Origin of the sequence: Nitrobacter hamburgensis X14 (assembly GCF_000013885.1) — a bacterium.
In the GTDB taxonomy this organism is placed as follows: domain Bacteria; phylum Pseudomonadota; class Alphaproteobacteria; order Rhizobiales; family Xanthobacteraceae; genus Nitrobacter; species Nitrobacter hamburgensis.
Window position 1 is genome coordinate 1,015,064 of sequence record NC_007964.1, and the last position, 19,342, is coordinate 1,034,405.

Sequence of the window (19,342 nt, forward strand, 5' to 3'; positions counted from 1 at the left end):
TCGGAATGATGCCTTTGCACACTCGCACGGCTGCCGCGCGCATTGCGCGGCAGCTCTCTCTGGCCGCGGCGGTGTTGCTCGCGGCCGGCATCATGGCACGCGCGCAGGACGAAGCGCCGGAGGATTATCCGCCCGGCGACGGCCGCGACGGCGCCTTTTATGCCTGCACCGCGTGTCACGGCTTTAAGCTGGTCGCGGCACAAGGGATGAGTCGCGTCCAATGGGACGCGACGATTAATCTCATGACGTCGAAGCATGGCATGCCCGCCCTCGAGGGCAGGGATCGTGAAGTTGTACTGAACTATCTGGAGGCGGCGTTCCCGCCGCGCGCCGTACCGAGCCGCGGCTTCCAGAATCCGTTCATCAAGTAGCGGCGCGCTGATCGCTGTTGCCGGGCGCGGTATGAAGGAAAGCTTTGTGCCGTTGATCCCGCATCCGGCGGCGGGGTCGCAAGGAAGAAGTCTTGAGCCTGCCACCTATCGTCCGGGTCCAGCCAATTGGGCGGAGCGCCGGAGGGCTGGCTTCGCATCAGGCCCAGCGTGCCTTTAAAGGTTGGCGTGGATCATGGGGCTACAACCGGAGCCGTTTGGAACGCGCAAGCGAATAATTCCCATTACCGGATCACAGAACTGGTCTTACCCTCCTTAACGTCAGCCGGACTGCGGCGATTTGAATTTAGGACGGCCTTCCTCCCACACACGGCGCCATTTGCGCCGTTGAGTGGCGTCCTGCTGGCGATTGCCGGCGCCGGCCTGCTCGTCCGTCTCCTGCGTTGGAGAGGATGGGTCGCAGCCAGTGACGGGATGGTGCTCATTCTCCATCTTGGCTATTTCTGGTGTGCGCTTGGTCTTGCCATACTGGGAGCTTCGATCCTGTTACCAGCCAATATTCCCGAGACCGCGGCGATCCATGCGTTAACCACCGGCGCGATCGGCGTCATGACGCTGGCCATGATGACCCGCACCAGCCGCAGTCATACCGGGCGTGAACGCCGCGCGGACACCACCACGCTGATCATCTACGCTCTGGTCAATGCCGCTGCCGTGACGCGCGTGCTCGCGCCGTTCGCAATTCCGATCTATCCGGAGCTGCTGGTGCTGTCCGCCGCCTGCTGGTCGCTGGCCTTCGGCCTGTTCGCACTGGTCTATGGTCCGATGCTCGCCCGACCCGGGCATCGACGGAGCTGACGCATGCCGACCCGTCATGAGATGCCCGATGCACAATGCCCGCTCGGTGAGATATGAACATAACAGGGGTTGGCGCGCGTGCGCTGGCCGGCGATGGCGCTGCCATTCTGTCGCGGGCTGACCGCTGGTCGATTAGAATCGGATCCGCGTTCATCAACGGCGCCTGGTGGTCGACAACCGACATCATACAACCAAGTCGATGGCGACCTCTTCGTCGACATCAGGGCGCTGATGCCTGGCGAGTTGCGCGCGGCGGCGACCACCCTGGCCCACAGCATGCGTGATAATCCGTTGCATGTGAAGGTGTTCGGCAGCGATCCAGATCGTAGACAGCGGCGCTTGTTGGGATTCCTTGGTCCACCTGGTTGCCTACATCCGGCCGAATGCACCGTCCGGACCCCGCGCCGATTAACAATACAGCGGCAAAGCGTCCGCCGGTGCGACCTCTGGTATTAGCATTGAAACAGCGTGCGCTTGTAAACACGGGTGTCCACCGATCGCAACTCAGATCCGCATACTGCAGGCGAGGCGGTTGGGATGCATCGTGTTTCCAGTGAGATTTCTATTCTGCATCGGGCTGACGGCCTGGCTCAGCCGTGGCAAATGCCTCGAGCTCCGACGCTGTCGCATCTATTTCCAGGATTCGTTTGTACGGGGAAAGATCAACACCGAAGCGTCGCGCATTGAACACCTGCGGGACAATGCAAATATCGGCTACCGTCGGCCGTTCACCGAGCGCAAAGGGGCCCGGAAGGTGCGCAAGGCGTGCTTCGATCGCTTCGAATCCGACTCTGATCCAGTGCTGCGACCATGTCGTGCGGGCGGTCTCATTGACTTCCATTTCGGCCAGCCGATTCAAAACACGGAGACTTCCGATCGGATGAATGTCGCTTGTCACCACCAGCGCGATTTCTCGCGCGACAGCGCGTGCTTTCGGACTAGATGGCAGCAGCGGGGGCGCCGGGTGCGTTTCATCGAGATATTCAATGATCGCGAGTGACTGAGCCAGGCGAAAGTCACCTTCGATCCAATAGGGCACCAGTCCAGCTGGGTTGATGTCGCGGTAGGCCTGCTGGATTTGTTCGCCTTTGCGCAAATGTACGAATTTGTTCTCCGCTCTCAATCCCTTGAGTCCGAGCGCGATGCGGACGCGGTAGGCTGCGGTTGACCGGAAGTATCCGTATAGCAAAGCGTCGTTGTTGTTCATCTTGCAGCTCGCACCTTACGGCCTGGTCGGATCGAAACGGCGCTCAAGCCCTTGCCAACAATCCGCGTAGTCGTCCTGCAGCGCGTCGGATGTTGCGGCGTATTCAGTCACGCGCTGCGGGAAGCGTGTTTCGAACATGAAGGCCAACGTGCCGGTAAGCTTGACGGGCTTGAGTTCGGTATTGCTGGCATGGTCGAACGCCTCGCGGTCGGGCCCGTGAGGAAGCATGCAATTATGCAGGCTAATGCCGCCAGGTACGAAGCCCTGCGGCTTGGCGTCGTAAACGCCGTAAATCAAGCCCATAAACTCGGACATGACGTTCATATGATACCAAGGTGGACGGAACGTGTTCTCTGCGACCACCCATCGCTCCGGGAAAATCACGAAATCGATATTCGCGGTGCCGGCGATTTCTGAAGGCGACGTCAGCACGGTGAAGATCGATGGATCGGGGTGATCGAATCCGATTGCACCGATTGGTGAGAACGTCCTTAAATCGTACTTATAGGGCGCATAATTGCCGTGCCATGCCACGACATCAATCGGCGAGTGAGGCAGAGCCGTGGACCATAACGCTCCACCCCATTTCACGAACAACTCGGTTGGCTTGTCATCATCCTCATAAGCGGCAACAGGGGTGAGAAAGTCGCGTGAATTGGCAAGACAATTTGCGCCGATGGGGCCCCGTTCAGGCAGTGTGAATGCGCCGCCGTAGTTCTCGCACAGATAACCGCGCGCGGGGCCGGATGGAATTTCGACGCGAAACTTGACGCCGCGCGGAATAACGGCAATTTCGCCCGGCTCGGTGTCGATCACGCCGAATTCGGTGACGAAGCGAAGGCTGCCCCCCTGCGGTACGAACAGCATCTCGCCATCGGCATTGTAAAAATGCTGATCGACCATGGATCTCGTAATGAGATAGATATGCGCGGCCATGCCGGTCTGGGTGTGGGCGTCGCCGGCGGTGGTCATCGTTCGCACGCTCTGCACGAAAGTCAGTTCGTCCTCTGGAATCGGCGTGGGGTCCCAGCGTAGTTGCGCGAGCGGCATGTCGTGCTCGAGGCACGGCGCCGTGCGCCAGAGTTTTGCGTCGATTTTAACGAAATGCCCGGAATGACGAACCGAGGGGCGGATCCGATAAAGCCACGAGCGTTCGTTGGCGCCGCGCGGCGCGGTGAACGGCGAGCCGGACAATTGTTCCGCGTACAATCCGTAGGCGCAGCGTTGAGGTGAATTACGCCCGATCGGCAAGGCGCCCGGCAGAGCTTCGGTCTCGAAGCTATTGCCAAAGCCTGACATATAGCCGGGCGTCACGTTGGCACTGTTGGAATTGGCGGCGACAGGATCGAAACTGGTGTTCATCGCCTTATCCTCCTTGAATGGTCGCCCACATCTCGCGGTCACGGTCCGCGGTCCAAATCACCGGATTGTCGATGCCCGACGCCTCATCGAAAGCCCGGGAGACGTTGAACGGTAGGCAGTGTTCATAAATGGCGAAGCTCGAGAATTTCGGGTCCATGACTTCGCGTGCCGCGGCAACCGTTTCCTTCAGGTTGTGCCCTTTGGCAACAGACAATTCCGCCGAGCCATACAATGCAGTGACGAAATCACGCGTCATCGCAATTGCCTCTCGTGTAATGGACTGCCCCTTGAGAGCGTTACCGCGGCCGGGAGCGACTGCTTTGGGATTGAATTTGCGAATTTCATTCAATGTCATCGGCCATTCGTGCAAATAAGCATCTCCGCAATAGCAAGCGGAATGGTATTCGATCAGATCGCCTGAGCACATCACCTGCGCGTCGGGGACCCATGCCACGATATCTCCGGATGTGTGGCCGGCACCCAAATGCATCAGCCTCACCGCGCGCTTGCCGAGATCGATTGTCATCTCGGTCTCGAACGTCAGTGTCGGCCAAGTCAGCCCCGGGATGCTTGCAGCATCACGGAATAGCCGCGGAAATCGTCCGAATTCGGAATCCCAATCCTGTTGGCCGCGCTCTTCGATCAGCCTGTGGGTTTCTTTCGAAGCGACGATCCCCTGCGCGTGATATGCAGAAGCGCCGAGCACGCGCACCGCATGATAATGCGATAGAACCACATACTTGATGGGTTTGTCGGTTACGGTTCTGATGCGTTCGATGACGCCGTTCGCCATTGCGGGCGTCGCCTGTGCGTCAAACACAATGCAGCCGTCATCGCCGACAATAACCGCCGTATTTGGATCGCCCTCCGCGGTGAACGCATAGATGTCGGGCCCGATTTCGGAGAATGTGATTTTCTTCTCCGCCATATCGGTCGTGGAAGCGAAACCCTTGGCGCTCATTTGTTTTCTCTCTTCCTCGGACTCTGCTCATCCGCACCGGCGTGATCATCCCCGAGGTGTCGTTTTGCAAGCAAAACCGCCTCGCGAAGGACCTCCACATCCCCGATATGATTGGCAAGAATCAAAACGAGGGCGGTGTCGAGCGACGCGCTCTGCTCATCGCTCAAGCCACGATGCGCCTCTACGACCAGGCGATAAGCTGCGTCCGGGTCGGGAAAGTTGGATCGCGTCGAAAGCGTCATGGCGTGCCCTCGATTAGTGCACTCGCCCGCGCGATGGCGGCTTGTACTGCGGGTAATGTGGGATGTCTGAACCTTGCCGCGACGTATCCATCTGGTCGAAGCAAATAGGCGGTCCCATCGGAAGCATCATAGCGCTTTGCAAATAGTCCGGATATGTCGTGCAGCGGCGCATTTTGTCCAATGCTGATGCAGTGACAATCAAGCGGAGCGAGAGCTGATCCGTTTCCAGATTTCAGCAGAACAAAATTGCCGCCGGCGGCTTTGAAAGCTTCGGTAAGATAAACACGTTCGCCATTCGTAGCCGTCAATGGCGCATCCACGATGTGCGCCCCCGGAGGTGGGCCGGCACGCCATGTATCTACGTCGCGCGTAGACAAATGCGTATTGTACGTTGACGGCGTTGATAGCCGTCCGCCGTTCACCATCCGCCTGGCGAAATCGACCTCTTTCGCAAGCCGAAGCACGGCATGGCGCATCCGCCGTTCGTGTTTTGAATGGGGGGCAATGAAATCTGTCGAGTGGGTCGACACGCGAATATTTTCGTCCGCCGCCGCGCTACGCTCGCTCTCATAACTATCGAGCAGGGAAACCGCAGCCTTGCCCCGCAAGACGAGGGCGAGCTTCCAGGCAAGGTTTTCGGCATCCTCGAGCCCGGAATTCGCACCCCGTGCTCCAAACGGGGAGACCTGGTGAGCGGAGTCGCCTGCGAAGAGAACCCGCCCATGAATAAACCGCTGCATGCGCCGACACTGAAACTTATAAATCGATATCCATTCGAATTCGAATTCGCTGTGCCCCAGCATGCGTTCGATCCGCGGCCGCACATTCTCCGGTAGCCGTTCAACGGCGGGGTCCGCGTCTGGGCCAAGTTGCAGATCTATGCGCCAGACGTCGTCGGGCTGGCGGTGAAGCAGCGCGGACTGCCCGGAATGGAATGGAGGGTCGAACCAGAGCCAGCGTTCGGTTGGAAACGCGGCCGTCATCTTTACGTCTGCGATCAAAAATCGATCGTTGAAGGATTCGCCGGAAAATTCCGCGCCCACGAAACCGCGCAAAGCTGATCGCGCGCCATCGCAGGCGATCACGAAATCAGATTTCAATTTGTATCGTCCGTCCGGAGTCTCAATCTCAACAATGGCGTGGTCGTTGTGCTGCTCCAGACCAACGACCTTGTTTCGCCAGCGCAGATCGATCAGCGGCAATTCCTGAACGCGGTCGACCAAATAGGCTTCGGCATAGTACTGCTGAAGATTGATGAAAGCCGGCATCTTATGCCCTTCTTCGGGCAGCAGATCGAACCGATAGACCATCTCGTCCTTGAGGAATATCTTGCCGACTTTCCAGGCAATTCCCTTTTCAACCATCCGTTCGCCGACACCGAGGCGATCCCACAATTCCAACGATCGCTTGGAAAAACAGATCGCTCGTGACCCATCACCGATCCTGTCTGTATCATCAAGCAGTACGACGGCTTGTCCGCGCTGTGCCAAATCGATCGCGAGTGAGAGGCCGACCGGCCCAGCGCCGACGATGATGACTGGATGGTGCGCGGCTTTGCCTTCAGTGCGCTCCTGATCGGGGTGCCGGCGATAAGCAAATTGCGTGACAGACCGCTGGGACATGGTCGCTCCGGATCAAACTCCGTCGCAATTGAAAATCTGGCCAAGAGGCTAGACCATCGCTAAAATGGTCGCAACTGCAACTATTAAGGTGCCGCTGAATCTTGCCGCCGACCGGGCATTTGTTGCGAAGCTCGACCTGTTCAAATTCGTGCCATTTCGACTGAACCGGCTGGCTGCCGAGGTCAGCGCTGATCTTGAACTGGCGCAGTCGATTGCGATCATTAAATATCTCGACGAGACGCTCCGAAGCCGCTGCTGAACTCGGCCGGGAACGCCGCGCAGCATATCAAGCAAGAGCAATCCGGATGAGAAAATGCACCCGAACGATCCCAAGCTTTGCGCCTTCGTTGATGTTGATGCGGCATCCGACTTTCCGATCCAGAACCTGCCTTACGGAGTGTTCTTAACGCCGGAGCAGCCGGAGTTGCGCGTCGGCGTGGCGATCAGCAATCAGATTCTCGATCTCGCCGTGCTGGAAGCCGCCGGTCTGATCCGTTGCGACGGGGTTAGCGGAGTTTTTGCAAAGCCTTCGTTGAATGCCTTCATGGCGCTCGGACAGACGGTGTGGTCGCAGACGCGCGCGCGGATTAGCGAATTGCTGCGTCATGATAATCCGGAACTGCGCGACAATACGAACTTGCGCGTGCGCGCGCTTGTACCTCAGAATCTCGCGCAAATGTATATGCCGATCCACGTCGCAGGCTTCACTGACTTCTATTCCTCGAAGGAACACGCCACCAACGTCGGCACCATGTTCCGCGATAAGACGAATCCGCTGCTGCCGAACTGGCTGCATATTCCCATCGGCTACAATGGCCGGGCATCGACTGTCGTGGTCAGCGGCACGCCGATCCGTCGCCCACGCGGGCAGTTGAAGTCGCCAACGGCGGAGCTTCCGAACTTCGGCCCGTGCCAGCGGCTCGATTTCGAACTGGAAATGGGCGTCGTGATCGGGCAGGCCTCCGCGATGGGCGAGATGTTGACCGAACGACAAGCGGAAGAGATGATCTTCGGCTTCACGCTGCTGAATGACTGGAGCGCGCGCGATATCCAGCAATGGGAATACGTGCCGCTTGGGCCGTTTCAGGCGAAGGCATTCGGCACGTCGATCAGCCCGTGGATCGTGACGCGCGAGGCATTGGAGCCGTTTCGGGTTCAGGGTCCGGCGCAGGAGCCGAGGCCGTTACCTTATCTGCATCAGGCACAACCGAACAATTACGACATACAGCTCGCAGTAGACCTGCGAACGGAGAAGATGGCAAAGCCGGCCAGCATCTGCCGGACCAATTTCAAATACATGTACTGGTCGTCAGTGCAGCAGCTCGTGCATCATGCCTCTTCAGGTTGCGCAATGAATGTCGGCGATCTTTTGGGTTCAGGCACCATCAGTGGCCCCGAAAAGGGCGAGCGCGGCAGCATGTTGGAGCTAAGTTGGAACGGGACCAAGCCGCTTGAGCTTGATGGTGGCGAGCGCCGTTCGTTCCTCGAAGACGGCGATTCGCTCCGCATTCGCGGTTGGTGTCAGGGAGACGGCTATCGCGTCGGCTTCGGCCAGGTCGAGGGCTCGATCGTAGCCGTAGAACCGGCCGGTATTTTTGGACCACCTCTCTTTTAAGGTTAGTGCAATTATGATATAAACCGTCCGGTCGGTCAATTAATTGGAGGATTTGGTGCCGGAAGCATTTGTCTGCGATGCGGTCAGGACACGACGCTGCGCGATCTCGGACTGCCGGACGACGCGACCCATGTGAACCCTAACGGCGCGATCGCACTCGGCCATCCGCAGGGCATGTCGGGCGCACGGCTGGTGACGATAGTTATGCACCAACTTCACCGATCCCCGTGGACGTTATGCGTTGTGCACCGATGTGCATCGGCGTGGGTCAGGGCATCGCCGTTATCGTTGAACGGGTCTGAGCGAGGAGAACCGAGCCATGTATGCGCAGCTCGTGAAATCGGAAGGCAAGTCGAAAGACGAAATGACGCCGGAAGAGATCGCATTCCAGGCGCGCATCGACCGTGGCGAGAAGATCGAACCTAAGGAGTGGATGCCGGAAGGCTACCGCAAAACGCTGATCCGCCAGATCGGCCAGCACGGGCATTCCGAGATCGTCGGGCAATTGCCGGAAGCCAACTGGATCACCCGCGCGCCGACGCTGGAGCGCAAGGCGATCCTGCTCGCCAAGGTTCAGGACGAGGCCGGCCACGGCCTTTACCTCTACTGTGCCGCCGAGACACTGGGCATTTCGCGCGACGAACTGGTTGAGCGCCTGCATTCAGGCAACATGAAGTACTCCTCGATTTTCAACTATCCGACGCTGACTTGGGCGGACATGGGCGCCGTCGGCTGGCTGGTGGACGGGGCCGCGATCATGAATCAGGTGCCACTGCAGCGCACCTCCTTCGGCCCCTACAGCCGCGCCATGATCCGCATCTGCAAGGAGGAGAGCTTCCACCGGCGGCAGGGCTACGCAATCATGATGAAGATGGCCGCCGGCACGTTTGAGCAGAAGCGCATGGCGCAGGATGCGTTGAACCGTCTCTGGTATCCGGCGCTGATGATGTTCGGCCCGTCGGACAAGGATTCGGTCCATTCCGCCCAGTCGATGGCCTGGAAGATCAAGATGAACACCAATGACGAACTGCGCCAGAAGTTCGTCGACCAGACAGTGCCGCAGGCCCAGCTCATCGGCCTGACGGTGCCAGATCCGAACCTGAAGTGGAACGAGGAAAAAGGCGGCTACGATTTCTCCGAGCCGGACTGGAACGAGTTCTACGATGTACTCGCCGGCAATGGGCCCTGCAACAAGGACCGCCTCGGCGCGCGCGTGAAGGCGTGGGAGGATGGCGCGTGGTTCCGCGAGGCGATGGTGGCGCATGCCGACAAGAAGGCCGCGCGCCAATACGCCGTCGCCACCGAGTAGCAACCGGGTCAGGCCGCCGTTCGGGTGGCTCCAACCCGGTCACGGGAGAGAAACATGTCCAAGGAATGGCCGCTCTGGGAAGTGTTCATCCGGGGCCAGCATGGTCTGAACCACCGTCATGTGGGCAGCCTGCATGCCGCCGACGCCGAAATGGCGGTCCTGAACGCCCGCGACGTCTATACCCGCCGCAGCGAGGGCGTTTCGATCTGGGTGGTGCGTTCGTCCGAAATCACCGCATCGAGCCCCTCCGACAAGGGGCCTTTGTTCGATCCCGCGAACGCGAAGGTCTACCGCCACCCGACTTTCTACGAGATCCCTGAAGAAGCAGGGCATATGTGATGCCATCGCTCCCCGATATCGCCCAGGCCGACGCAGCAGAACTCGCCCGCGAGGCCACCGCGCATGGTCAAGGACTGCATGCGCCTTCGCCCGATGCGAACCGGGACGCCTTTTTCGAATTCCTGCTGCGGATCGGAGACACGACCCTGATCCTGGGGCACCGGGACTCGGAATGGTGCGGACATTCGCCCGTGCTGGAGGAGGACATCGCACTGGCCAATATGGCGCTGGACCTGATCGGCCAGACCCAGCTCTGGCTCGGCCTCGCCGCCGAGGTGGAGGGCAAGGGCCGCACAGCGGACGATCTCGCCTATCTGCGCGACGCCTGGGACTTCCGCAACCTGCTGCTGGTCGAACGGCCAAACGGCGATTTCGGCCATACGCTGATGCGGCATTTCCTGTTCGACATCTATCACCTTGCCCTGCTTCAGGCGCTGGCGACGTCGTCCGACCGGCGGGTCGCCGAGATCGCCGCCAAGGTCGGCAGGGAGGTAGCCTATCATGTCGAGAGGACTTCCAATCTGATCGTGCGCCTCGGCGATGGAACCGACGAGAGCCACCGCCGCATGCAGGTCGCGCTCGACGCGTTGTGGCCTTATGTCGGCGAGATGTTCATTGCCGACGAGAAGGACGAGGCGGTCGCCGCTGTGGGCATCGCGCCGAATTCCGCAAGCCTGCGCGCGGCGTGGGAGAAGACGGTGCGCGACGTGCTCGCTGAGGCAACGTTGACGGTTCCGGAGAGCAAATTTGCCCATAAGGGCGGCAAGCGCGGCATCCATACGGAGCATCTCGGCTACATCCTCGCCGACATGCAGTTCCTGCAGCGCGCCTATCCCGGTGCAAGCTGGTGAGGTTGGGCCATGCAGGCGAGCACGCTGCCCAGCACCGATCAGGTATGGGACTGGCTGGGCCAGATTCCCGACCCTGAGATCCCTGTTATCTCTTTGACCGATCTCGGCATCATCCGCGATGTCGCATGGGACGACGACACCCTGGTAGTGACGGTGACTCCGACCTATACGGGGTGCCCCGCCACCAGCATCATCAACCTGGATATCGAGCGCGCGCTGCGCGACCGCGGCGTCGAGAAGATCAGGCTCGAGCGCAAGCTTTTCCCGCCGTGGACGACCGACTGGATCAGCCGCGAGGGCCGCGAAAAGCTGCACGATTACGGCATTGTGCCGCCGATCGACGGAACCGCCGCGGATGGCCGCCTCACTGGCCGCGTCGCCAGACTCGCGGGACGATCGAGCCTGACCATCGCATGCCCCCGCTGCGGTTCAACGCAAACGGAAAAAGTGAGTCAGTTCGGCTCAACGCCCTGCAAGGCCAGCTACCGCTGCAAGGACTGTCTTGAGCCGTTCGACTACTTCAAGTGCATTTGAGGGCGGAAGGACATCGCGAATGGCTCGCTTCCACACCTTGAAAGTCACGGATGTGCGGCGCGAGACGCGCGATGCCGTCGTGGTAACGCTGGTGCCGCGTGCGGAAGACAGCGCCCTGTTCGCGTTCACGCACGGCCAGTACCTGACTTTCCGCCGCAACTTCGACGGTGATGAACTGCGCCGTTCCTATTCGATCTGCGCCGGGTGTGACGAAGGTGTTCTTAAGGTCGGCATCAAGCGCGTCGATGGCGGCACGTTCTCGACGTGGGCGAATGAGGCCCTTGCAGCCGGCGACGAGATCGAAGCCATGCCGCCTATGGGAAAGTTCTTCACGCCGATCGAACCGGATGCGCGGAGGAACTACATTGGCTTCGCCGGCGGCTCGGGCATCACGCCGGTGCTCTCCATCATCAAGACCGTGCTCGTCCGGGAGCCTCACGCGAGCTTCACGCTCGTCTACGCCAACCGCCAGATCAGCACGATCATGTTCCGCGAGGAACTGGAAGACCTGAAAAACCAGCATCTCGGCAGGTTCGCCATTATTCATGTTCTTGAAGGTGAAGCGCAAGACATCGATCTCTTCACCGGCCGCATTGACGGCGACAAGGTGGAGGCCCTGTTCACGCACTGGATCGATTCCAACGCGGTCGACATGGCTTTCATCTGCGGCCCCGAGCCGATGATGCTGGCGATTGCCGCGGCGCTGCGCGAGCACGGGTTGAACGACACGCAGATCAAGTTCGAGCTGTTTGCCTCCGGCCAGCCGGGCCGGGCCAAGGTCAAGGCCGTGTCCAGGACGGCCGTCGTATCCGGCACTGGGGTTGAAGCGACGGTGACACTGGATGGCGCGACCCGCAGCTTCATCATGCCGCGCGAGAGCAAGAGCGTGCTCGATGCAGCGCTCGCCGCCAATATGGATGCTCCCTACTCCTGCAAAGCTGGGGTGTGCTCGACCTGTCGCTGCAAGGTGCTTGAAGGCGAAGTGGAAATGGCGGTGAACCATGCGCTGGAGGATTACGAGGTGCGCGCCGGCTATGCGCTGAGCTGTCAGGCGTTTCCACTGACCGACCGCCTCGTCGTGACCTACGACGAATAGCGTTGAGGAGAGGAGAGCATGTCCGATACGATGACTATCGAGGACTATCTCGCCCAGGGTGGTGTGCTGACCGCACCCGACAATGCGCCGGCGCGCTATCGCGGCGAGTTGATGCGGCTGATGTCGTCTTTCGTCGACAGCGAACTGGCGGCCTCTGCCGGTTTCGCCGGAGCGATCAACTTCGCGCCCGGCATCAAGGAGCGCATCGCGGCAAGCCGCATCACGCTTGAGAAGGCGGACCACGCCCAGCGCGTTTTGAACATCATGAGCGACTTCGGCACCGATGCCGACCGCTACCAGGCGCAGCACGACTGGAGCGCGCGGGTCGAGCGCAACGCCGATCTCGCCGCGGCGCACCGCGGCGACGACATGCGACTCGCCGTCTTTCACTACCCGATCGAGAACTGGACCGATGCGGTGGTGATGAACGTGCTGCAAGGATTGGCGGCCGGCATTCAGATGAACGAACTGACCCGCGTCTCCTATGCCCCGCTGGCGGATGTCTTCCGCGAGATCGCACCGCGCGAACGGCGCCATGCTGAACTGGGCTACGAGGGCCTGCAACGGATTGCCTCGACACCAGAGGGCAAGCAGGCCGCGCGGGAAGCAATCGCCTACTGGAAACCGCGAGTTGCGACCACTTTCGGTGTCGCCGGCTCGAACCGTTTCGATACGCTGAAAAAATTCGGCCTGCGCCACACCTCCAACGAGGAATTGCTGGCGCAGTGGCAAACCGTGACCGGCGAAAAGCTCGACGTGCTTGGTCTGTAGAGTTAAATCGACGTTCAAGGTGTTAGGCCCGGCGCTCGAGCCCTTATCACAAGATCAAGGAGGCCATCATGGCAAGCGCAGCACCTCGTCGACTGGAGAGCTATGTCTATGGGGCGTGGACCGCCGGCAAGGGCGACGGGTTGCCGTTGCTCGACGCAGGCACCGGCGAGACGGTGGCCCTGATCGACTCCAAGGGCCTCGATTTCGCGGAAGTGCTGCACTACGGGCGCACGGTCGGGGGCCCGAAGCTGCGCGCCATGTCGTTCCACGAGCGCGCGGCCATGCTGAAGGCGCTTGGCCTCGCGCTGATGGAAAAGAAGGAGGAGTTCTACGCCGAAAGCTTCCGCACCGGCGCCACCCGCGCCGATGGTTGGGTGGACATCGAGGGCGGCATCGGTACGATGCTGACCTTCGCTTCGAAGGGCCGACGCGAACTGCCAAACACGCGTGTCCTCACCGACGGCGACGTGGAGCTGCTTTCGAAGGACAACAGCTTTAGTGCGCAACACATTTACGCGCCGCTGCAGGGTGTCGCCGTCCACATCAACGCCTTCAATTTTCCGATCTGGGGCATGCTAGAGAAGATTTCGCCGGCCTTGCTTGCCGGCGTGCCGGCGGTGGTGAAGCCTGCTTCGCAGACGGCCTACCTGACCGAACTTATGGTACGGCGGATCGTCGAGACCGGCCTCCTCCCGGAGGGAGCGCTGCAACTGATTTGCGGCTCGGTCGGCGATCTGCTCGACCACGTCACCGGACAGGACGTTGTAACTTTCACGGGTTCGGCCTGGACCGGCCGGAAGCTGAAAGCGCATCCAGCGGTGATCGCCAATTCGGTGCGCTTCACGATGGAGGCGGACAGCTTGAACGCCTCGATCCTCGGTCCGGATGCCACGCCTGGCACGCCGGAGTTCGACCTGTTCGTGAAGGAAGTGGCGCACGAGATGACGGTGAAGGCCGGCCAGAAATGTACCGCGATCCGCCGCGTGATCGCACCGCGCGACCATGTCGATGCGCTGGTCAAGGCACTCGGCGACAGGCTGGGCAAGACCGCGCTCGGCCTGTCGGACGACGAAGCGACCCGAATGGGACCGCTTGCCTCGCTCGACCAGCGCACCGAAGTGCGCGCACGCATTCAGGATCTGCTGTCGGACGCCGAGATTGTTGCCGGTAATCCGGATGAAGTACGGGTTACGTCCGGCAATGCCGAGAAGGGAGCGTTCCTCAATCCGGCCCTGCTTTATGCCGACGATCCTTTCGGCGCCGTCAAGGTCCACGATGTGGAGGCGTTCGGTCCGGTCTCGACCGTGCTGCCTTATGACTCGATCGAGGAGGCCATCGGACTGGCCAAGCTCGGCAAGGGTTCGCTGGTTTCGTCTGTCTTCACCGACGACCCAAAGGTGGTGGAGGAGGTCGTCATCAACATCGCGCCGTTCCATGGCCGGGTGCTTGTCGGCAACCGCCGCTCCGCCAAGACATCGACGGGCCACGGCTCACCGCTCGCGGGACTTGTCCATGGCGGTCCCGGCCGCGCCGGCGGTGGCGAGGAAATGGGCGGCATGCGTGGCGTGAAGCATTACATGCAGCGCACAGCCGTGCAGGGCACGCCGCGTCTCCTATCTGCCGTCACCGGGCGCTGGATCGAGGGCGCTGACGTGCAGCACGGTGAACATCCGTTCCGCAAGTCGCTGGCGGAACTGAAGATCGGCGACCAGTTGATGACCGCGAAGCGGCAGATCACTTTGGAAGATGTCGAGCACTTCGCCCATTTTACCGGTGATACTTTCTACGCCCACATGGATGAGGCGGCGGCCAAGGCCAACCCGTTCTTCGACGACCGCGTGGCCCACGGCTACCTCATCGCCTCCTTCGCTGCCGGCCTTTTCGTCGAACCTAATCCCGGCCCGGTGCTGGCCAACTACGGCGTGGACAATATGCGCTTCCTCACCCCGGTCTATTTCGGCGACACGGTGCAGGTGCGATTGACCTGCAAGGAGATCAACCCGCGCGAAAACGCCGACCATGGCGAAGTGCGTTGGGACTGCCAAGTCACCAACCAGAAGGGTGAGATCGTTGCGCAATACGATGTGCTGACGATGGTGGCGAAGATCTGGCCGCCGGCACAAGCACAAGAGGCGGCCGAATAACAGGTCAACCGGCTACGTCAGAAGAAGGCGGGCCTGTTCGGTCCGACCGATGTGGCAATTCTATCTCAACGCACTGCCTTGATGCCCTCAAGGATGAGCGTGGTTACGACCTCAGCATAATCCTCTCGGCTGATGCGGCCGCCGTCCTTGAACCACATGTCCATCCAGTTCATCATGCCAAAGAGCGACATGGTCACCGGCATGAGCAGGGGGCGTTTGCGGTTGTCCAGGCGTGGACTGATCTCGCGCACGACGCCCGCGAACCGGCGCACGATCCGCCTTTCAACTTCGGTGATCGTCTGTTTCTGCTCGTTGGTCAGCAGGCTCATCGCGTTCAATTGGACCTTGTGCCGGTCACCGGCTCCGCGATAGTGCTCGAGCACGACACCGACGAGAAACTTCAATCGCGCTGAAGGCTCCATGGCCGGATCGTCGGATACTTCCAGATCCGAGTCGAGTTCCTCCAGGTGATTGAAGATGATCGCGAAGACGAGTGCGTCCTTGCTAGGATAATAGTGATAGAGCAGGGCTTTCGATATCCGCGCTTGACCGGCGATCTGAGACATGGACGCCTTATCGACTCCCAGCGTCGCCAGCACATTCGCCGCATAGTCCAATATGGCGAGTTGCTTTTCTTCGAAGTCTTGCGCTCGCGTCCGAGCCATATCAATCCAACCTTCTGATGCTCCGGGCGATCAATCCGTGACCGTCAGAAGCTGAACATGACACGTTCTAGCAACCGGACCTGGGCGAAGAAACACCTCCGGTCCTCGGCCGTTATTCCTTCGGCCTGTTGTCCACCACACGCTTGGCTTTGCCCTCCGAGCGAGCTACCGGGACGGCGAACATGCCGAATGGATAGGTGTCGCGCAGGTCTCGCTTGTAGGTGAATGGAAATTTCGGCAGGTCGGAAAGCGAGTTCAGGTCGTTCGGATGGACGCCAGTTTCATCGAAGCGCTTATGGAAAAAGGGCGAGTTCTCGCAGGCGTGTTTGATCGCCTGTTTCATGCGCTTGAGTTGCAGCGCCGAGATTTCGTCGCGCGAGGCATATTCAATCGGCTCAAGCTCTTCCTTGCATGGCGTCAGATTCTCCATGGTGTTCTCTCTGCGGGAATCTGTCGGTTCATTCTTCGACTGGCAGATGCGTGCCTTTCACCAGGCGCGAATGGCCCCGGAACTCGGCCACATGCTCGCCCGACTGATTGGTGATGCGGATGTCGTAGATGCCGGACCTGCCGCGCCGCGTAACCTCTTTTGCGGTCGCCGTCAGGCGATCGCCGATGCGGCCGGGGATCAGGTATGTGATCGAGCAATGCTGCGCGACGGCCAACTGGTTGTAGCTGTTGCATGCGAAGGCAAAGGCGGAGTCGGCCAGGGTGAATATGTAGCCGCCGTGGCAGTTGCCATGGCCGTTGGACATGGCCTCGAGGATCGTCATCGAAAGTGTGGCTCCACCGGGCGCGATATGGTCGAGCGTCATGCCGAGCCGCTGGCTTGCAGGATCGTCGTTCCACATCACCTTGGCGGATGCCTCCGCCAGTTCCTGCGGTGTCATCTGGGACGCGGGTTTCATTCGCCCTTGAACTCCGCCTTGCGCTTTTCCAGGAAGGCCATGACGCCCTCGGCATAATCGGCGCTGTGGCCGGCCGTTCGCTGGCAATCACGCTCCATGTCGAGCTGTTCGTCGAGGCCGTTGGTCGCAGCAGCCTGAATAAGGCGCTTTGTGAGGCCAAGGCCTAAGGTGGGGCCCCGAGCCAGCGATATCGCGAGCGACCGCGCCTCATCCATGAGATTCGCGTCCTCGATCGCTTTCCAGATCAACCCCCATTCGGCGGCCTTCTCGGCGGGCAAGGGCTCGGCGGTCATGGTCAGCGCCTTGGCGCGGGGCTCTCCGATAATGCGGGTGAGACTCCATGTGCCGCCGGCATCGGGTATGAGGCCGATCCTGGCGAAGGCCTGGATGAACTTGGCGGATTTCGCCGCGAGCACGATGTCGCAGGCAAAGGCGATGTTGGCGCCCGCACCGGCCGCCACGCCGTTGACCGCGCAAACGATCGGCTTCTCCAGTGAACGCATCAGACGCAGCGTCGGATTGTAGAAGGTCTCGAGCGTATGGCCGAGGTCAGGCGCGGGGCCGCCCTTGCGCGGATCGCGATCGCCCAGATCCTGCCCCGCGCAGAACCCGCGACCGGAGCCGGTCAGCAGGACGGCGCGCACAGCCGGATCATCATGCGCTTGCTGGATGCCGGCCCGCAGCGCCAAGTGCATCGCCCCGTTGAACGAATTCAGTTTGTCCGGGCGGTTCAATGTCAGCGACAGCACACCGTCGGACAGCGCAGAGAGCACAAGCATTTCTCTCCTCCCTCGCTCAACGATCACCGAGCTTTGACGCCTCTTTTTTGCATAGACCGTCCGGTCGGTCAATGATAGAGCTGAGAGGAGGCGCTCTTGGTGAAGCTTTGGAGCCGCCAACCGTACCGATGCGCCATCGCAGGACGGCCATGTCTGATCCTTTAAGGCGATTCCGCAGAAGTCGCCCTCGAATCCAGCTTTGTCCTTCGTCAGTCGAATGCGGCTCAGTTTATAGGCCGGAGATCTCCAAGAACCCTCAAAATCAATTCCGAAACGGTCGGATGGATCGGCACAGCCCATTGCAGCGTAGGATAGAGAGAGTCGGCGTTCATGGTGTCGAGGATTCCGTGGAGCGCCTCGTCCCACTGACGCCTAGGATCGCGGCTATCGTCGCCCTTGCCGTATCTGGTTGCGACGGCTCAAAAACGCTTGAGTTTGGTGAAGAAGCGTTCGACGAGGTTGCGTTTGCGGCAGAGTTGTCTTGAACGGCGGCAGGTTTACCCGGTTCGGCATGAGTTTGACATTGGCGCGGGCGCCGCATGCGGCGAGGTCGAGCCGCAGGCGTCGGCCAGCGACGGATCATCATGGCGGATCATCATGCAGTCCTCGGACAATTTTGCGGAAGAACGTCGGACCAATGTGAACGTTCCGCGCCGGCCATCATGCCCGGTCGGCTTCGCGTGGTTTACCCCGGTCATTTTGTCGCCGAGTGAGATGGCTGCATGACCCGGCCGGCGTAAGGTTGTCGATGCTCGCTAGTCTCAAGTTATCTGACGACAAACAGCGCTCCGCATACGGACATTACAGGCTGGTGCACTTTTAATCGATGCCTATACATTGAGCGATTTGATCACGCTCGGCAGGCACCGAATTGCTGCGTCCCTTTCCCAAATCCTTGAAATTTCTTATCCGGAAACCTGGCACGACTATTGCTAAATGCTTAACAAGCGCAACGTTGCGCCACGTCGCGAGCCCCGCCGCTGTCGCCGCGGAGCAGGCACGTCATGAACGTGATCTCCGACCCGCGCGAAACATCTGGTCGTCATCGGCAATGGTATGGCGGGCATGCGCACCGTGGAAGAGCCGCTCAAGCTGGTCCCCGGCCGCTTCCGCATCACCGTGTTCGGCGCTGAACCGCACGTAAACTACAACCGCATCATGCTTTCCAGTGTGCTGGCGGGTGACAAGACGGTGGAGGAGATCGTCATCAACAGCCGCGAATGGTACGCGCAAAACGACATCGCCCTGATCACGGGTGATGCCGTCGCGCGCATTGATCGCGGCGACCGCATGGTGCATTCCGCGTCAGGACTGTCGGTGCATTATGATCGGCTGCTGGTGGCGACCGGCTCAAGGCCGGTGGCACCGCCGATCCCCGGCCTGAGTTTGCCGGGTGTCTGCGCCTTCCGCGATATTGCCGATGTCGAGACCATGCTGGCGGTCTCGCGCGAACACAGGCGCGCCGTGGTGATCGGCGGCGGCCTGCTAGGCCTGGAAGCGGCCTGGGGCCTAAAGCAGCGCGGCATGAAAGTGGCGCTGGTGCATTTAAGCAGGGCTGGAAGCCCAGGATCAGCGAAACCAAGTAGCGTAGCACTCCCGCCGATAACGCCAAAGGCGGTATCGCGCATTCAATCGTATTCGCCGAGATGCTGTCTAACGAGCAGTCTTCTCGCATGAGCGCTGAGCTGACAGCGGACGCCGTTCTTTACGGAGACATTGCCGCGGTTGACATGTAAGCGTCTATTCCTGA

Annotated in this window: 20 protein-coding genes and 4 pseudogenes; 14 read left to right on the top strand and 10 right to left on the bottom strand. The window is 60.5% G+C overall.

Annotated elements, in window-relative coordinates; translation table 11 throughout:
- Positions 1-5 precede the first annotated feature (5 nt).
- Both NHAM_RS04725 and NHAM_RS04730 read left to right on the top strand, forming a co-directional pair.
- The gene (locus NHAM_RS04725) at positions 6-371 is read left to right on the top strand and encodes a hypothetical protein (RefSeq protein WP_011509471.1); all 366 of its coding nucleotides are present in this window, start codon (positions 6-8) and stop codon (positions 369-371) included.
- A gap of 186 nt (positions 372-557) precedes the next feature.
- Positions 558-1,187, top strand: coding sequence for an NnrS family protein (locus tag NHAM_RS04730; protein ID WP_283805363.1), 630 nt, complete (start codon positions 558-560; stop codon positions 1,185-1,187).
- A 562-nt stretch (positions 1,188-1,749) separates the two neighbouring features.
- Here the strand turns inward: NHAM_RS04730 and maiA are convergent.
- From maiA to NHAM_RS04755, 5 genes are read right to left on the bottom strand one after another with little or no spacing between them, the layout of a single operon-like run.
- Positions 1,750-2,394, bottom strand: coding sequence for a maleylacetoacetate isomerase (maiA, locus tag NHAM_RS04735; RefSeq protein ID WP_011509474.1), 645 nt, complete (start codon positions 2,392-2,394; stop codon positions 1,750-1,752).
- A 15-nt stretch (positions 2,395-2,409) separates the two neighbouring features.
- Positions 2,410-3,756 carry a homogentisate 1,2-dioxygenase gene (gene hmgA / locus NHAM_RS04740; protein ID WP_011509475.1) on the bottom strand — a complete coding sequence of 449 codons (1,347 nt, stop codon included), beginning with the start codon at positions 3,754-3,756 and terminating at the stop codon, positions 2,410-2,412.
- Between the two features lie 4 nt (positions 3,757-3,760).
- Positions 3,761-4,717 (bottom strand): MBL fold metallo-hydrolase, encoded by a 957-nt coding sequence (locus tag NHAM_RS04745; RefSeq protein WP_011509476.1) that lies wholly within the window; start codon positions 4,715-4,717, stop codon positions 3,761-3,763.
- Positions 4,714-4,959 carry a DUF2783 domain-containing protein gene (locus tag NHAM_RS04750; protein ID WP_011509477.1) on the bottom strand — a complete coding sequence of 82 codons (246 nt, stop codon included), beginning with the start codon at positions 4,957-4,959 and terminating at the stop codon, positions 4,714-4,716. Before NHAM_RS04750 ends, NHAM_RS04745 begins: the two co-directional genes overlap by 4 nt.
- The gene (locus NHAM_RS04755) at positions 4,956-6,581 is read right to left on the bottom strand and encodes an FAD-dependent oxidoreductase (RefSeq protein ID WP_011509478.1); all 1,626 of its coding nucleotides are present in this window, start codon (positions 6,579-6,581) and stop codon (positions 4,956-4,958) included. The genes NHAM_RS04750 and NHAM_RS04755 overlap by 4 nt, the downstream gene beginning before the upstream one ends.
- Positions 6,582-6,645: 64 nt before the next feature.
- Between NHAM_RS04755 and NHAM_RS27990 the strand changes: the two are divergent.
- From NHAM_RS27990 to paaZ, 10 genes and pseudogenes are all read left to right on the top strand, one after another.
- Positions 6,646-6,777: pseudogene (locus NHAM_RS27990) on the top strand (MarR family winged helix-turn-helix transcriptional regulator); the annotation flags it as partial.
- Positions 6,778-6,894: 117 nt separating this feature from the next.
- Positions 6,895-8,196, top strand: a complete 1,302-nt coding sequence (gene fahA, locus NHAM_RS04765; RefSeq protein WP_011509480.1) for a fumarylacetoacetase — start codon at positions 6,895-6,897, stop codon at positions 8,194-8,196.
- A gap of 96 nt (positions 8,197-8,292) precedes the next feature.
- A pseudogene (locus tag NHAM_RS29020) lies at positions 8,293-8,498 on the top strand (3-oxoadipyl-CoA thiolase); the annotation flags it as partial.
- Between the two features lie 17 nt (positions 8,499-8,515).
- Entirely contained in the window at positions 8,516-9,505 is a 990-nt protein-coding gene (gene paaA / locus NHAM_RS04770; protein ID WP_011509481.1) for a 1,2-phenylacetyl-CoA epoxidase subunit PaaA, read from the top strand.
- 54 nt (positions 9,506-9,559) lie between these two features.
- A complete protein-coding gene (gene paaB / locus NHAM_RS04775) occupies positions 9,560-9,844 on the top strand; it encodes a 1,2-phenylacetyl-CoA epoxidase subunit PaaB (RefSeq protein ID WP_011509482.1) in 285 nt (94 codons plus the stop codon).
- The gene (gene paaC / locus NHAM_RS04780) at positions 9,844-10,695 is read left to right on the top strand and encodes a 1,2-phenylacetyl-CoA epoxidase subunit PaaC (protein WP_011509483.1); all 852 of its coding nucleotides are present in this window, start codon (positions 9,844-9,846) and stop codon (positions 10,693-10,695) included. Before paaB ends, paaC begins: the two co-directional genes overlap by 1 nt.
- A 9-nt stretch (positions 10,696-10,704) precedes the next feature.
- Positions 10,705-11,229 carry a 1,2-phenylacetyl-CoA epoxidase subunit PaaD gene (paaD, locus tag NHAM_RS04785; RefSeq protein WP_011509484.1) on the top strand — a complete coding sequence of 175 codons (525 nt, stop codon included), beginning with the start codon at positions 10,705-10,707 and terminating at the stop codon, positions 11,227-11,229.
- 19 nt (positions 11,230-11,248) lie between these two features.
- On the top strand, positions 11,249-12,325 hold the full coding sequence (locus NHAM_RS04790) for a 2Fe-2S iron-sulfur cluster-binding protein (protein ID WP_011509485.1): 1,077 nt from the start codon (positions 11,249-11,251) through the stop codon (positions 12,323-12,325).
- 18 nt (positions 12,326-12,343) lie between these two features.
- Positions 12,344-13,096, top strand: coding sequence for a Phenylacetic acid catabolic protein (locus tag NHAM_RS04795; protein ID WP_011509486.1), 753 nt, complete (start codon positions 12,344-12,346; stop codon positions 13,094-13,096).
- Positions 13,097-13,164: 68 nt separating this feature from the next.
- Positions 13,165-15,240, top strand: coding sequence for a phenylacetic acid degradation bifunctional protein PaaZ (gene paaZ / locus NHAM_RS04800; RefSeq protein ID WP_011509487.1), 2,076 nt, complete (start codon positions 13,165-13,167; stop codon positions 15,238-15,240).
- A gap of 65 nt (positions 15,241-15,305) precedes the next feature.
- Here paaZ and NHAM_RS04805 read toward each other — a convergent pair whose 3' ends face one another.
- From NHAM_RS04805 to NHAM_RS27995, 5 genes and pseudogenes are all read right to left on the bottom strand, one after another.
- Positions 15,306-15,905, bottom strand: coding sequence for a TetR/AcrR family transcriptional regulator (locus tag NHAM_RS04805; RefSeq protein WP_011509488.1), 600 nt, complete (start codon positions 15,903-15,905; stop codon positions 15,306-15,308).
- Between the two features lie 169 nt (positions 15,906-16,074).
- A pseudogene (locus NHAM_RS04810) lies at positions 16,075-16,335 on the bottom strand (phenylacetate--CoA ligase family protein); the annotation flags it as partial.
- 28 nt (positions 16,336-16,363) lie between these two features.
- Positions 16,364-16,813 carry a hydroxyphenylacetyl-CoA thioesterase PaaI gene (gene paaI, locus NHAM_RS04815; RefSeq protein WP_011509490.1) on the bottom strand — a complete coding sequence of 150 codons (450 nt, stop codon included), beginning with the start codon at positions 16,811-16,813 and terminating at the stop codon, positions 16,364-16,366.
- Complete coding sequence (gene paaG / locus NHAM_RS04820) at positions 16,810-17,592, bottom strand: 2-(1,2-epoxy-1,2-dihydrophenyl)acetyl-CoA isomerase PaaG (protein WP_011509491.1); 783 nt, start codon at positions 17,590-17,592, stop codon at positions 16,810-16,812. Before paaG ends, paaI begins: the two co-directional genes overlap by 4 nt.
- 224 nt (positions 17,593-17,816) lie before the next feature.
- A pseudogene (locus tag NHAM_RS27995) lies at positions 17,817-17,977 on the bottom strand (pyruvate/2-oxoglutarate dehydrogenase complex dihydrolipoamide dehydrogenase); the annotation flags it as partial.
- Positions 17,978-17,988: 11 nt separating this feature from the next.
- Between NHAM_RS27995 and NHAM_RS26455 the strand changes: the two are divergent.
- Both NHAM_RS26455 and NHAM_RS04830 read left to right on the top strand, forming a co-directional pair.
- Complete coding sequence (locus tag NHAM_RS26455) at positions 17,989-18,318, top strand: hypothetical protein (RefSeq protein WP_041357714.1); 330 nt, start codon at positions 17,989-17,991, stop codon at positions 18,316-18,318.
- 330 nt (positions 18,319-18,648) lie between these two features.
- Positions 18,649-19,269, top strand: coding sequence for an NAD(P)/FAD-dependent oxidoreductase (locus NHAM_RS04830; RefSeq protein ID WP_011509493.1), 621 nt, complete (start codon positions 18,649-18,651; stop codon positions 19,267-19,269).
- The last annotated feature ends 73 nt before the right edge of the window (positions 19,270-19,342 follow it).

Excerpts from the sequence above, each read along its gene's own strand:
- paaC (WP_011509483.1), top strand. The coding sequence starts at position 9,844 with ATGCCATCGCTCCCCGATATCGCCCAGGCCGACGCAGCAGAACTCGCC.
- NHAM_RS04725 (WP_011509471.1), top strand. The coding sequence starts at position 6 with ATGATGCCTTTGCACACTCGCACGGCTGCCGCGCGCATTGCGCGGCAG.
- paaD (WP_011509484.1), top strand. The coding sequence starts at position 10,705 with ATGCAGGCGAGCACGCTGCCCAGCACCGATCAGGTATGGGACTGGCTG.
- NHAM_RS04750 (WP_011509477.1), bottom strand. The coding sequence starts at position 4,959 with ATGACGCTTTCGACGCGATCCAACTTTCCCGACCCGGACGCAGCTTAT.
- NHAM_RS04745 (WP_011509476.1), bottom strand. The coding sequence starts at position 4,717 with ATGAGCGCCAAGGGTTTCGCTTCCACGACCGATATGGCGGAGAAGAAA.
- paaG (WP_011509491.1), bottom strand. The coding sequence starts at position 17,592 with ATGCTTGTGCTCTCTGCGCTGTCCGACGGTGTGCTGTCGCTGACATTG.
- NHAM_RS04795 (WP_011509486.1), top strand. The coding sequence starts at position 12,344 with ATGTCCGATACGATGACTATCGAGGACTATCTCGCCCAGGGTGGTGTG.
- fahA (WP_011509480.1), top strand. The coding sequence starts at position 6,895 with ATGCACCCGAACGATCCCAAGCTTTGCGCCTTCGTTGATGTTGATGCG.
- NHAM_RS04830 (WP_011509493.1), top strand. The coding sequence starts at position 18,649 with ATGGCGGGCATGCGCACCGTGGAAGAGCCGCTCAAGCTGGTCCCCGGC.
- paaB (WP_011509482.1), top strand. The coding sequence starts at position 9,560 with ATGTCCAAGGAATGGCCGCTCTGGGAAGTGTTCATCCGGGGCCAGCAT.
- NHAM_RS04755 (WP_011509478.1), bottom strand. The coding sequence starts at position 6,581 with ATGTCCCAGCGGTCTGTCACGCAATTTGCTTATCGCCGGCACCCCGAT.
- NHAM_RS04805 (WP_011509488.1), bottom strand. The coding sequence starts at position 15,905 with ATGGCTCGGACGCGAGCGCAAGACTTCGAAGAAAAGCAACTCGCCATA.
- paaA (WP_011509481.1), top strand. The coding sequence starts at position 8,516 with ATGTATGCGCAGCTCGTGAAATCGGAAGGCAAGTCGAAAGACGAAATG.
- paaZ (WP_011509487.1), top strand. The coding sequence starts at position 13,165 with ATGGCAAGCGCAGCACCTCGTCGACTGGAGAGCTATGTCTATGGGGCG.
- hmgA (WP_011509475.1), bottom strand. The coding sequence starts at position 3,756 with ATGAACACCAGTTTCGATCCTGTCGCCGCCAATTCCAACAGTGCCAAC.
- maiA (WP_011509474.1), bottom strand. The coding sequence starts at position 2,394 with ATGAACAACAACGACGCTTTGCTATACGGATACTTCCGGTCAACCGCA.
- NHAM_RS04790 (WP_011509485.1), top strand. The coding sequence starts at position 11,249 with ATGGCTCGCTTCCACACCTTGAAAGTCACGGATGTGCGGCGCGAGACG.
- paaI (WP_011509490.1), bottom strand. The coding sequence starts at position 16,813 with ATGAAACCCGCGTCCCAGATGACACCGCAGGAACTGGCGGAGGCATCC.